We start from the raw sequence: 12,306 nt of genomic DNA, 5'->3' as shown, positions 1-12,306 counted from the left end.
GAGAGACTCACGAACAACTTTCGTTGTTCAGTGTTTCAATTTTCAGCTTGATCCAGATTTTTAAAGAGCAAAACTTCGCAGTGAACCTTTGCAGGTACACTCTGAAGTATTTTTTATTTAATCACTACAGAGATGGTGGAGCTATGCGGGATCGAACCGCAGACCTCCTGCGTGCAAAGCAGGCGCTCTCCCAGCTGAGCTATAGCCCCATAACATGTAGTTAAAACCTCTTCAAATTTGCCGTGCAAATTTGGTAGGCCTGAGTGGACTTGAACCACCGACCTCACCCTTATCAGGGGTGCGCTCTAACCACCTGAGCTACAAGCCTGTAGAGGTTTTACTGCTCATTTTCATCAGACAATCTGTGTGAGCACTGCAAAGTACGCTTCTTTAAGGTAAGGAGGTGATCCAACCGCAGGTTCCCCTACGGTTACCTTGTTACGACTTCACCCCAGTCATGAATCACAAAGTGGTAAGCGCCCTCCCGAAGGTTAAGCTACCTACTTCTTTTGCAACCCACTCCCATGGTGTGACGGGCGGTGTGTACAAGGCCCGGGAACGTATTCACCGTGGCATTCTGATCCACGATTACTAGCGATTCCGACTTCATGGAGTCGAGTTGCAGACTCCAATCCGGACTACGACGCACTTTATGAGGTCCGCTTGCTCTCGCGAGGTCGCTTCTCTTTGTATGCGCCATTGTAGCACGTGTGTAGCCCTGGTCGTAAGGGCCATGATGACTTGACGTCATCCCCACCTTCCTCCAGTTTATCACTGGCAGTCTCCTTTGAGTTCCCGGCCGGACCGCTGGCAACAAAGGATAAGGGTTGCGCTCGTTGCGGGACTTAACCCAACATTTCACAACACGAGCTGACGACAGCCATGCAGCACCTGTCTCACGGTTCCCGAAGGCACATTCTCATCTCTGAAAACTTCCGTGGATGTCAAGACCAGGTAAGGTTCTTCGCGTTGCATCGAATTAAACCACATGCTCCACCGCTTGTGCGGGCCCCCGTCAATTCATTTGAGTTTTAACCTTGCGGCCGTACTCCCCAGGCGGTCGACTTAACGCGTTAGCTCCGGAAGCCACGCCTCAAGGGCACAACCTCCAAGTCGACATCGTTTACGGCGTGGACTACCAGGGTATCTAATCCTGTTTGCTCCCCACGCTTTCGCACCTGAGCGTCAGTCTTCGTCCAGGGGGCCGCCTTCGCCACCGGTATTCCTCCAGATCTCTACGCATTTCACCGCTACACCTGGAATTCTACCCCCCTCTACGAGACTCAAGCTTGCCAGTATCAGATGCAGTTCCCAGGTTGAGCCCGGGGATTTCACATCTGACTTAACAAACCGCCTGCGTGCGCTTTACGCCCAGTAATTCCGATTAACGCTTGCACCCTCCGTATTACCGCGGCTGCTGGCACGGAGTTAGCCGGTGCTTCTTCTGCGGGTAACGTCAATGAGCAAAGGTATTAACTTTACTCCCTTCCTCCCCGCTGAAAGTACTTTACAACCCGAAGGCCTTCTTCATACACGCGGCATGGCTGCATCAGGCTTGCGCCCATTGTGCAATATTCCCCACTGCTGCCTCCCGTAGGAGTCTGGACCGTGTCTCAGTTCCAGTGTGGCTGGTCATCCTCTCAGACCAGCTAGGGATCGTCGCCTTGGTGAGCCGTTACCCCACCAACAAGCTAATCCCATCTGGGCACATCCGATGGCAAGAGGCCCGAGGGTCCCCCTCTTTGGTCTTGCGACGTTATGCGGTATTAGCTACCGTTTCCAGTAGTTATCCCCCTCCATCAGGCAGTTTCCCAGACATTACTCACCCGTCCGCCACTCGTCAGCGAAACAGCAAGCTGTTTCCTGTTACCGTTCGACTTGCATGTGTTAGGCCTGCCGCCAGCGTTCAATCTGAGCCATGATCAAACTCTTCAATTTAAAAGTTTGATGCTCAAAGAATTAAACTTCGTAATGAATTACGTGTTCACTCTTGAGACTTGGTATTCATTTTTCGTCTTGCGACGTTAAGAATCCGTATCTTCGAGTGCCCACACAGATTGTCTGATAAATTGTTAAAGAGCAGTTGCGACGCGGCTTTCAGCTCACTGTCGCGAGGTGGCGTATATTACGCTTTCCTCTTTCAGAGTCAACCCTGAATTTCAGGATTTTTTTCTCTTCGTTGTTCCGACCATCCTGTGAAGTGTTTCACGTTGTCGTCTCAACGGAGGCGCATTATAGGGATCCCAATTTTTTGCACAAGTATTTTTTTGATCTTTTTTTCTGTTTGTTGTTTTTTCACCCTTTTTGCTGCAATCGCACACAAAACGGTGCTTTTTTGCATACTAAAAGACTTGCACAAGGCCAATAATGCCCCCAAAGTCATTAGTAAATCATTTATTGCTGAGGTAAGTATGTCTGATGTTTTACGCCCATACCGCGATCTTTTTCCACAAATCGGTCAGCGCGTAATGATCGACGATAGCAGTGTCGTGATTGGTGACGTTCGTCTGGCTGATGATGTGGGGATCTGGCCGCTCGTTGTGATTCGTGGAGATGTACATTATGTACAGATCGGAGCACGCACCAATATCCAGGATGGCAGTATGTTGCATGTCACTCATAAATCCTCGTACAACCCAGATGGCAACCCATTAACCATTGGCGAAGATGTCACTGTTGGTCACAAGGTGATGCTCCACGGCTGCACCATTGGCAATCGAGTTTTGGTTGGGATGGGCTCAATTTTACTTGATGGCGCAATAGTAGAAGATGATGTGATGATTGGTGCGGGTAGTCTGGTCCCACAAAATAAACGGCTGGAGAGCGGATATCTGTATCTCGGTAGCCCCGTCAAACAGATCCGCCCGTTAAGTGATGAAGAGAAGGCTGGGTTACGCTATTCCGCGAATAATTACGTGAAATGGAAGGACGAATATCTGGATCAGGGTAACCAGACCCAGCCTTGATCATCTTCACTTTGTTCCTGAATTAAGTTTTCCGCTTCTTCTTCCAGGTCCCAGCGATGCTGACGAAAACTCGCTAACCACTGTTCTGGCGTATCTCCAGTAAAGCGATACGCCAGACTCTCGCCAGAGATCGCGCATGTCAGTTGCATACCATTCACGAGAGCGGGAAAACCTACACATTTTTTATTCTCGTCCCACTCTTCCCTGTCCGGAAACTGGATGGCCTGATTCACGCGGACAATTCCTCCTGCAATTGCTTTATAACTGGTTCTACGTCAGGCAGAACACCGTGCCAGAGAAGAAAGGCATGAGCCGCCTGTGCCACCAGCATTCCTAAACCATCAGCATTACGCTTTGAGCCTCGCTGCTCACACCATGCCAGAAAAGGAGTTTTTCCTTTCTGATAGAACATGTCATAGCAATAAATGCCTGGATGAATGAGCGATGACGGGATCGCCGGAATATCACCACTGATGCCACTGGATGTTGCATTAATAATGAGATCAAACTCATGACCTTCCAGTTCGTCCATACTCAACGCCTGAATACTGCCAGTGTGCGCAAACAATTTAGCCAACTCTTCCGCGCGGGATACCGTCCGATTAGTTATTGTCACCGCACAGTCCAGGGAAAGGAGTGGCAGTAGTACGCCGCGAGATGCTCCACCAGCGCCGATAAGCAGAATACGTAAACCAGGGCGGATAAAAGACAGACGTTCCAGATCGCTTAACAAGCCTACACCATCGGTATTGTCACCCAGCAGGCGTCCATCTTCTAACCGCATGAGGGTATTAACAGCACCAGCCAACGCTGCCCGTTCAGTAAGCTCATCCGCTCTGGCAAAAGCCTCTTCTTTAAAAGGCACCGTCACATTCGCACCTTTACCACCAGCACTAAAGAAAGCGTTCAGTGTGTTGATGAAATCATTGATGGGTGCCAACACGCGCCCATAGGGATGTTCAATATTCAGTTGCTGAGCAAATTGCTGATGAATGAATGGCGATTTGCTGTGGGCTATCGGATTACCAAAAACAGCATAGGTTTCCATTATGTTACCCCTGTCGAAACAGTTCACCCGTCAGGGCATCGCGGATTTCTGAAGGATTTAAACGCCCCCCCGTTTCACCAGGCACAACCGGGAACGCCGCGCCAAATTGTGCGCGAACTTCGTCTACTGTTCGACAAGGTGGCAATCCACTCAAGTTGGCACTGGTAGAAACCAGCGGTTTACCATAAGCCTGGCACAAAGCAACCACCAACGGATGGTCGGTGACTCGTACAGCAAGCGAATCAAAGCGGCCCGTCAACCAGCGCGGTGTTGTCGCAGGCGCGGGAAAGACAAAGGTGACAGGACCTGGCCAGCGGGAAAAAATGGTTTCACGCTGCACGTCAGTCAACATGGTGTCATCAATATAGGGTTTAAGCTGCTCGTAATTTGCTGCGATTAAAATCAGCCCCTTATCAACCGGACGCTGTTTTAACTCCAACAGTCGCATCACTGCTGTTTCGCTATCAGGATCGCACCCAACACCGAAAACGGCTTCCGTTGGATAGGCGATGACACGTTCTTCATTGAGAACATCTATCGCAGCTGCGATAGCGTCTCTTTGCAGGTTATTATTCACGTTATTATTCCGCCGAAACCGGCTTTCCACATTGTTTACTGGCACAAAAGTGTTTTACACCCTGCGCGGTTTTCTTTTCGATGAGTAGCGGATAATGACACTCAGGGCATTCTCCAGCTATGGGTTTGAAGTTAATGGCAAATTGACACTCCGGGTAGCGATCACAAGAGTGAAATGTTTTGCCATAACGGGAGCGGCGCTGGACCAGATGGCCCGTCCGACATTGGGGGCATGTAATTGCTGTTTCGTCCGGTTTATCGATAAGTTCGGTATGTTCGCATTCAGGGTAGTTAATGCAACCAATAAACATACCAAAGCGTCCCTGGCGTAATACCAGATTTGCGCCACATGCAGGGCAAACCTGCCCCTCCAGAACTTTGACGATATGTCCATCCGCTGAAGATTTCAGAGGACGGACGTAGTCACACGCCGGATACTGTGAGCATCCAAGAAACGGACCGTGTTTCCCGGATCGAATAACCAGTTCAGCCCCGCACTTTGGGCAGGACTCATTATTACGCACCGTGAACAGTGCTGATTTCGCCATAACAACTTATGCTGAATTAAAGAAATGATTAATGCAGCATACCTTCATTCACTTCAAAGAGTAATTCTTCCATTTGCTGGTACGCATTTTCGCAGCCCGGAATATTGAACAACACCATCAGGATCACCCATTTCAGATCATCCAGTTCGAACTCTGCGTTATCCAGCGCGAGCACTCGCTCTATCACCATTTCACGAGTTTCAAGGTTGAGCACCTGAATCTGCTCAAGGAAAAGCAGAAACCCACGGCAGCTGGCATCCAGTCGTTCACACTCTTCCGGTGTATAAATACGCATGGAGAGAGGATCCGAGGCCAGTTGCATCGGTTCTGCCAACCCTTCCTGATAATCAGCAAGTTTTTCCAGCCATAGCAGGGCATTGTAGATATCTTCTCGCTCAAAACCTGCGTCGGTAAGATCCTGTTCAAGTTTGTCTTGATCCACACGCAACTCAGCTTCTGTGTGAATATAGGTTTCAAACAAATACATTAGTACGTCGAACATGGCATGCCCTCCTCAATCGGACATAGCCGCCGGGTACAGCTGCGATCCATCCTGCTAACTCCAGTTCGAGTAGTTGAGTAACTACCTCTGGCACAGGTTGGCCGGCACGTTCAGCGACGACGTCAACAGGTGTTACCTCATCTCCTACGTTAGCCAGGAGCTCAGGAAATGGCAATGCCACGTCTTGCTGATCTGGTGAATAAAATGAATTTTCAGGGGCGTCTGGCAACCAGTGCAATCCAAATTGCAAGTTTTCCAGAATTTCTTCCGGTTCCGTCACAAGAATCGCACCTTGTTTTATTAACCAGTGAGGCCCTTCGCTTCCCGGATTCCCTATTGGACCTGGCAAGGCAAAAACTTCTCGCCCCTGCTCAAGCGCACAACGTGCTGTCACCAGCGAACCACTACGCAAAGCCGCTTCCACCACCAGTACACCTTTACTTAGACCACTGATAATGCGATTTCTTCGTGGGAAATTGTAAGCAAGGGGTGGAACATCGAGGGGAAATTCCGAGACGAGAGCGCCCCCCTGTTCAAGCAGACTGGCAGCCAGTCGGGCATGACGGCGGGGATGAATGGTATTAAGTCCATTCCCCAATACAGCAATGCTGACGCCATTTACCTGTAAGGCTGCTTTATGCGCTACACCATCGATTCCACGCGCCAGTCCACTCGTAATTGTCACTCCACGCGTCGCCAGAGTTTCGCAAAATAATCGTCCCCATCGCTCGCCATACCATGAATGCGCCCGACTCCCCACTACGGCAAGCTGAAATGAATGCAGCGCGTGCAGTTCTCCTTCAACAAACAGTGCGCCGGGGTAATCTGTCGTCGCCAGAAGTTGAGGAGGATAAAATTCGCTGTCCGCAGGAATTAAATGATGGTTGGGTTGCTCCAACCAACAAAGTGAGCTTTCGATACTCTTTCGTGGAAATGAAAGAAAGCGTTGTGCCTGCCGCAATGTAAGCCCTGTTTGCTGCAATACAACCGCATCAATATGCGACTGTTTTGCCACCCAGTGAGCGATACGGACCATATCATCGCCGTACAAGCTGCTGATACTCATTAAACGCAGCCAAATTTCTGTATCGACCATCCTTATCTCCCTGCCATAAGCAGCCTTAGCAATCTTTGCGATTGGTCAGTGATGCTGTCAATCAGAGGGGGATTTGTCTAGAATAGAAGAAATAATCTTTCTAACTCCTGAACACATCTCTGGAGATTTATGTCAGTTTTGCAAGTGTTACATATTCCGGACGAGCGGCTTCGCAAAGTTGCTAAACCGGTAGAAGAAGTGAATGCAGAAATTCAGCGTATCGTCGATGATATGTTCGAGACGATGTACGCAGAAGAAGGTATTGGCCTGGCGGCAACCCAGGTTGATATCCATCAACGTATCATTGTTATTGATGTTTCGGAAAACCGTGACGAACGGCTAGTGTTAATCAATCCAGAGCTTTTAGAAAAAAGCGGCGAAACAGGCATTGAAGAAGGTTGCCTGTCGATCCCTGAACAACGTGCTTTAGTGCCGCGCGCAGAGAAAGTTAAAATTCGCGCCCTTGACCGCGACGGTAAACCATTTGAACTGGAAGCAGACGGTCTGTTAGCCATCTGTATTCAGCATGAGATGGATCACCTGGTCGGCAAACTGTTTATGGATTATCTGTCACCGCTGAAACAACAACGTATTCGTCAGAAAGTTGAAAAACTGGATCGTCTGAAAGCCCGGGCTTAAGGATAAGAACTAACGTGTCAGAATCACTACGTATTATTTTTGCGGGTACACCTGACTTTGCAGCGCGTCATCTCGACGCGCTGTTGTCTTCTGGTCATAACGTCGTTGGCGTGTTCACCCAGCCAGACCGACCGGCAGGACGCGGTAAAAAACTGATGCCCAGCCCGGTTAAAGTTCTGGCTGAGGAAAAAGGTCTGCCCGTTTTTCAACCTGTTTCCCTGCGTCCACAAGAAAACCAGCAACTGGTCGCCGAACTGCAGGCTGATGTTATGGTCGTCGTCGCCTATGGTTTAATTCTGCCGAAAGCAGTGCTGGAGATGCCGCGTCTTGGCTGTATCAACGTTCATGGTTCACTGCTGCCACGCTGGCGCGGTGCTGCACCAATCCAACGCTCACTATGGGCGGGTGATGCAGAAACTGGTGTGACCATTATGCAAATGGATGTCGGTTTAGACACCGGTGATATGCTCTATAAGCTCTCCTGCCCGATTACTGCAGAAGATACCAGTGGTACGCTGTACGACAAGCTGGCAGAGCTTGGCCCACAAGGGCTTATCACCACGTTGAAACAACTGGCAGACGGCACGGCGAAACCAGAAGTTCAGGACGAAACTCTTGTCACTTACGCCGAGAAGTTGAGTAAAGAAGAAGCGCGTATTGACTGGTCACTTTCGGCAGCACAGCTTGAACGCTGCATTCGCGCTTTCAATCCATGGCCAATGAGCTGGCTGGAAATTGAAGGACAGCCGGTTAAAGTCTGGAAAGCATCGGTCATTGATACGGCAACCAACGCTGCACCAGGAACGATCCTTGAAGCCAACAAACAAGGCATTCAGGTTGCGACTGGTGATGGCATCCTGAACCTGCTCTCGTTACAACCTGCGGGTAAGAAAGCGATGAGCGCGCAAGACCTCCTGAACTCTCGTCGGGAATGGTTTGTTCCGGGCAACCGTCTGGTCTGATAGTCCACTCTTCTAAGCCCGGTCTTGCCGGGCGTTTTTATACTTATGAAAAAACAACGTAATTTACGTAGCATGGCGGCCCAGGCCGTTGAACAAGTCGTCGAGCAAGGGCAATCATTAAGCAACATTCTGCCACCGCTCCAGCAAAAAGTTTCCGATAAAGACAAAGCACTTCTTCAAGAGTTGTGCTTTGGCGTACTGCGTACGCTTTCGCAGTTAGACTGGCTGATTAATAAGTTAATGGCCCGTCCGATGACCGGCAAACAGCGGACCGTGCATTACCTGATTATGGTTGGTTTGTATCAACTGCTTTATACCCGCATTCCACCTCATGCTGCGCTGGCTGAAACGGTTGAAGGCGCTATCGCAATTAAGCGTCCGCAACTTAAAGGGTTGATAAACGGTGTATTACGCCAGTTCCAGCGTCAGCAAGAAGAGTTATTAGCCGAGTTTAATGCCAGTGATGCACGTTATCTGCATCCTTCCTGGTTGCTGAAGCGTCTGCAAAAAGCGTATCCAGAGCAGTGGCAATCCATCGTCGAAGCCAATAACCAGCGTCCGCCAATGTGGCTGCGTATTAATCGTACGCATCATTCCCGCGACAGCTGGCTTGCATTGCTGGATGAAGCAGGAATGAAAGGTTTCCCGCATGCGGATTACCCTGATGCTGTACGTCTGGAAACACCTGCACCTGTTCATGCGCTACCTGGTTTTGAAGACGGATGGGTTACCGTTCAGGATGCATCAGCACAAGGTTGCATGACCTGGCTTGCGCCACAAAACGGTGAACACATTTTGGATCTTTGTGCCGCCCCCGGCGGTAAAACAACGCATATCCTTGAGGTGGCACCAGAAGCGCAGGTTGTTGCGGTTGATATCGACGAACAGCGCCTCTCTCGGGTTTACGACAATTTAAAACGCCTTGGTATGAAGGCGACCGTGAAACAAGGTGATGGCCGTTACCCTTCTCAATGGTGTGGCGAGCAACAGTTTGATCGCATTTTATTAGATGCGCCTTGTTCAGCAACCGGTGTGATTCGTCGCCATCCAGATATTAAATGGTTACGTCGCGATCGCGATATCCCGGAACTCGCGCAATTGCAGTCTGAAATTCTCGACGCCATTTGGCCGCATTTAAAAACCGGTGGAACTCTGGTCTATGCCACCTGTTCGGTGTTACCGGAAGAGAATAGCCTGCAGATTAAAGCCTTTTTGCAACGTACCGCTGATGCCGAACTTTGCGAAACAGGAACACCAGAGCAACCGGGTAAACAAAATCTACCTGGTGCCGAAGAGGGCGACGGCTTCTTTTACGCTAAGCTAATCAAAAAGTGATGAGATAACGGGTCGCGACTGATGAAAATTATCATTCTGGGTGCCGGCCAGGTTGGCGGCACACTGGCGGAAAACCTGGTTGGCGAGAACAACGATATTACTGTTGTCGATACCAACGGTGAGCGTCTGCGGACCTTACAGGATAAATTTGACCTGCGGGTCGTGCAGGGGCATGGCTCTCATCCACGCGTATTGCGGGAGGCAGGTGCCGACGACGCCGATATGCTGATTGCTGTAACCAGTTCAGATGAAACCAATATGGTTGCCTGCCAGGTAGCCTACTCACTTTTCAACACCCCTAATCGCATCGCTCGTATCCGCTCACCAGACTACGTGCGCGATGCCGATAAGCTATTTCATTCAGATGCTGTGCCGATTGATCATCTGATCGCACCAGAGCAGTTGGTTATCGATAATATTTACCGACTGATTGAGTATCCCGGCGCATTGCAGGTGGTGAACTTCGCTGAGGGTAAAGTCAGCCTGGCTGTGGTTAAAGCCTATTATGGCGGCCCGCTGATTGGTAATGCACTTTCGACCATGCGCGAACATATGCCACATATCGATACTCGTGTGGCAGCAATTTTCCGCCACGATCGCCCCATTCGTCCGCAAGGTTCGACCATTGTTGAAGCTGGTGATGAAGTGTTCTTTATTGCCGCTTCACAGCATATCCGCGCGGTGATGAGTGAATTACAGCGACTGGAAAAACCGTATAAGCGGATCATGCTGGTTGGTGGCGGTAATATCGGTGCAGGGCTGGCGCGTCGTCTGGAAAAAGATTACAGCGTTAAACTCATCGAACGTAATCAGCAGCGCGCTGCCGAACTGGCGGAAAAGTTACAGAATACGATCGTCTTTTTTGGTGATGCGTCGGATCAAGAACTACTGGCCGAAGAACATATCGATCAAGTTGATCTGTTTATTGCCGTCACCAACGATGACGAGGCCAATATCATGTCCGCCATGCTTGCCAAACGTATGGGTGCGAAAAAGGTGATGGTATTGATCCAGCGTCGCGCTTATGTGGATCTGGTTCAGGGGAGCGTTATCGATATTGCGATTTCACCACAACAAGCAACTATTTCTGCGTTGCTTAGCCATGTGCGAAAAGCAGATATTGTTGGTGTTTCCTCATTGCGCCGCGGCGTAGCAGAAGCTATTGAAGCCGTTGCTCACGGTGATGAAAGCACCTCACGCGTTGTCGGCAGAGTCATTGACGAAATCAAGCTACCGCCAGGAACGATTATTGGAGCGGTGGTACGTGGAAACGACGTGATGATTGCCAATGACAATCTGCGCATTGAGCAAGGCGATCACGTAATTATGTTCCTCACAGATAAAAAGTTTATTACCGACGTCGAAAGACTCTTCCAGCCAAGCCCTTTCTTCTTGTAATTAATAAGGCGTCTAATGACGCCTTATTATTTCCCTTTGATTATCAAGGATTAATTAAATTCATTCCTGGCAGGAAAATGGCTTAACATTTGTTAGACTTATGGTTGTCGGCTTCATAGGGAGAATAACATGAGCATTATTAAAGAATTTCGCGAATTTGCGATGCGCGGGAACGTGGTGGATTTGGCGGTGGGTGTCATTATCGGTGCGGCATTCGGGAAGATTGTCTCTTCACTGGTTGCCGATATCATCATGCCTCCTCTGGGCTTATTAATTGGCGGGATCGATTTTAAACAGTTTGCTGTCACGCTACGCGATGCGCAGGGGGATATCCCTGCTGTTGTGATGCATTACGGTGTCTTCATTCAAAACGTCTTTGATTTTCTGATTGTGGCCTTTGCCATCTTTATGGCGATTAAGCTAATCAACAAACTGAATCGGAAAAAAGAAGAACCAGCAGCCGCACCTGCACCAACTAAAGAAGAAGTATTACTGACAGAAATTCGTGATTTGCTGAAAGAGCAGAATAACCGCTCTTAACAAGCGCCTGAAAGCAGAAGACCAGTGGTAAAAAAGTGATTTACTTTCTTGCCACTGGCCTCCCAGTTCCCCCGATTGCCATGTTTTCCTTTTCGCATGTAACTGCCTTTCCCCTTCTTATTTTTCTCTACGCGCTGTCGGAATAAGGGATCATGTAGTAATGCTTCTATCGCATTATCCTTTATCTGCCCTTTAGTATGCTGATATCGACTCATAAAAACTCCAGTTGGTTATTTAACGGCGCGAGTGTAATCCTGCCAGTGCAAAAAATCAACAACCACTCTTAACGCCACTCGCCCCTTGTTCAAGAGCTTCAAGAATCGAACAATAAACACTGCTATGAGCAGTCCCACAACAGGCATCGTTAAGGCGTTGCAAGGAACGCTGCATACTCTGCAACTCGGCTATCCGTGCTTCGACTTCCTGCAATCTTTCCTGCACAATGCCTTTTGACTCCTGACAGGTATGGTGTTCAGGATCGATGCGGATCGACAGCAACTCGCGGATCGACTCCAGACTGAAACCTAGTTGTCTGGCATGGCGGATAAATTTCAATCGCTGGAGATCGCTTTCGGTATATAGGCGAAACCCACCTTCAGTACGCACTTCATGCTCCATCATCTGCTGTTTTTCGTAATAACGAATCGTGTCGGGTGTTACTTCCGCCATTTTTGCCAGCTCACCAATGCGATACAT

14 protein-coding genes, 2 tRNA genes and 1 rRNA gene are annotated in these 12,306 nt (G+C 49.3%); 6 read left to right on the top strand and 11 right to left on the bottom strand.

The window, feature by feature from the left end:
- Nucleotides 1-133: 133 nt before the first annotated feature.
- The 3 genes from ACU8XX_RS02245 to ACU8XX_RS02235 all read right to left on the bottom strand — a co-directional run bounded on the left by ACU8XX_RS02245 (nucleotide 134) and on the right by ACU8XX_RS02235 (nucleotide 1,938).
- Nucleotides 134-209, bottom strand: a tRNA-Ala gene (locus tag ACU8XX_RS02245).
- Nucleotides 210-251: 42 nt separating this feature from the next.
- A tRNA-Ile gene (locus ACU8XX_RS02240) sits at nucleotides 252-328 on the bottom strand.
- 68 nt (nucleotides 329-396) lie between these two features.
- A 16S ribosomal RNA gene (locus ACU8XX_RS02235) occupies nucleotides 397-1,938 on the bottom strand.
- Between the two features lie 473 nt (nucleotides 1,939-2,411).
- Between ACU8XX_RS02235 and ACU8XX_RS02230 the strand changes: the two genes are divergently transcribed.
- On the top strand, nucleotides 2,412-2,966 hold the full coding sequence (locus ACU8XX_RS02230) for a gamma carbonic anhydrase family protein (protein ID WP_001286216.1): 555 nt from the start codon (nucleotides 2,412-2,414) through the stop codon (nucleotides 2,964-2,966).
- Here ACU8XX_RS02230 and ACU8XX_RS02225 read toward each other — a convergent pair.
- The 6 genes from ACU8XX_RS02225 to dprA are packed head-to-tail and all read right to left on the bottom strand — an operon-like array spanning nucleotide 2,942 to nucleotide 6,736.
- Nucleotides 2,942-3,199, bottom strand: a complete 258-nt coding sequence (locus tag ACU8XX_RS02225) for a DUF1488 family protein (RefSeq protein WP_240765351.1) — start codon at nucleotides 3,197-3,199, stop codon at nucleotides 2,942-2,944. The two genes, ACU8XX_RS02230 and ACU8XX_RS02225, sit on opposite strands and share 25 nt — an antisense overlap.
- Nucleotides 3,196-4,014, bottom strand: a complete 819-nt coding sequence (gene aroE / locus ACU8XX_RS02220; RefSeq protein ID WP_000451243.1) for a shikimate dehydrogenase — start codon at nucleotides 4,012-4,014, stop codon at nucleotides 3,196-3,198. Before aroE ends, ACU8XX_RS02225 begins: the two co-directional genes overlap by 4 nt.
- Before the next feature lie 4 nt (nucleotides 4,015-4,018).
- Nucleotides 4,019-4,591 carry an L-threonylcarbamoyladenylate synthase type 1 TsaC gene (gene tsaC, locus ACU8XX_RS02215; protein WP_001301412.1) on the bottom strand — a complete coding sequence of 191 codons (573 nt, stop codon included), beginning with the start codon at nucleotides 4,589-4,591 and terminating at the stop codon, nucleotides 4,019-4,021.
- A 4-nt stretch (nucleotides 4,592-4,595) separates the two neighbouring features.
- Nucleotides 4,596-5,138: a DNA topoisomerase family protein gene (locus tag ACU8XX_RS02210; protein ID WP_001129722.1), complete on the bottom strand. Its 543-nt coding sequence runs from the start codon at nucleotides 5,136-5,138 to the stop codon at nucleotides 4,596-4,598.
- Between the two features lie 28 nt (nucleotides 5,139-5,166).
- Complete coding sequence (gene smg / locus ACU8XX_RS02205; RefSeq protein WP_000460680.1) at nucleotides 5,167-5,640, bottom strand: DUF494 family protein Smg; 474 nt, start codon at nucleotides 5,638-5,640, stop codon at nucleotides 5,167-5,169.
- Nucleotides 5,612-6,736 carry a DNA-protecting protein DprA gene (gene dprA, locus ACU8XX_RS02200; RefSeq protein ID WP_000228551.1) on the bottom strand — a complete coding sequence of 375 codons (1,125 nt, stop codon included), beginning with the start codon at nucleotides 6,734-6,736 and terminating at the stop codon, nucleotides 5,612-5,614. The genes smg and dprA overlap by 29 nt, the downstream gene beginning before the upstream one ends.
- 129 nt (nucleotides 6,737-6,865) lie before the next feature.
- Between dprA and def the strand changes: the two genes are divergently transcribed.
- From def to mscL, 5 genes are all read left to right on the top strand, one after another.
- Nucleotides 6,866-7,375, top strand: coding sequence for a peptide deformylase (gene def / locus ACU8XX_RS02195; protein ID WP_000114984.1), 510 nt, complete (start codon nucleotides 6,866-6,868; stop codon nucleotides 7,373-7,375).
- A 14-nt stretch (nucleotides 7,376-7,389) separates the two neighbouring features.
- Nucleotides 7,390-8,337, top strand: coding sequence for a methionyl-tRNA formyltransferase (gene fmt / locus ACU8XX_RS02190; RefSeq protein WP_000004473.1), 948 nt, complete (start codon nucleotides 7,390-7,392; stop codon nucleotides 8,335-8,337).
- A gap of 45 nt (nucleotides 8,338-8,382) precedes the next feature.
- On the top strand, nucleotides 8,383-9,672 hold the full coding sequence (rsmB, locus tag ACU8XX_RS02185) for a 16S rRNA (cytosine(967)-C(5))-methyltransferase RsmB (RefSeq protein WP_000744778.1): 1,290 nt from the start codon (nucleotides 8,383-8,385) through the stop codon (nucleotides 9,670-9,672).
- Between the two features lie 21 nt (nucleotides 9,673-9,693).
- Nucleotides 9,694-11,070, top strand: a complete 1,377-nt coding sequence (gene trkA, locus ACU8XX_RS02180; protein WP_112034108.1) for a Trk system potassium transporter TrkA — start codon at nucleotides 9,694-9,696, stop codon at nucleotides 11,068-11,070.
- Between the two features lie 129 nt (nucleotides 11,071-11,199).
- Entirely contained in the window at nucleotides 11,200-11,610 is a 411-nt protein-coding gene (mscL, locus tag ACU8XX_RS02175) for a large-conductance mechanosensitive channel protein MscL (RefSeq protein ID WP_000022442.1), read from the top strand.
- Here the strand turns inward: mscL and arfA are convergent.
- Nucleotides 11,607-11,825: an alternative ribosome-rescue factor ArfA gene (gene arfA, locus ACU8XX_RS02170; RefSeq protein ID WP_000092696.1), complete on the bottom strand. Its 219-nt coding sequence runs from the start codon at nucleotides 11,823-11,825 to the stop codon at nucleotides 11,607-11,609. The two genes, mscL and arfA, sit on opposite strands and share 4 nt — an antisense overlap.
- Before the next feature lie 55 nt (nucleotides 11,826-11,880).
- The gene (zntR, locus tag ACU8XX_RS02165) at nucleotides 11,881-12,306 is read right to left on the bottom strand and encodes a Zn(2+)-responsive transcriptional regulator (protein WP_000285607.1); all 426 of its coding nucleotides are present in this window, start codon (nucleotides 12,304-12,306) and stop codon (nucleotides 11,881-11,883) included.

Source organism: Escherichia sp. MAL-1, from assembly GCF_052948035.1.
The sequence above is the reverse complement of the archived record's forward strand: the minus strand, read 5'-3'. Positions and strand labels throughout refer to the sequence as shown.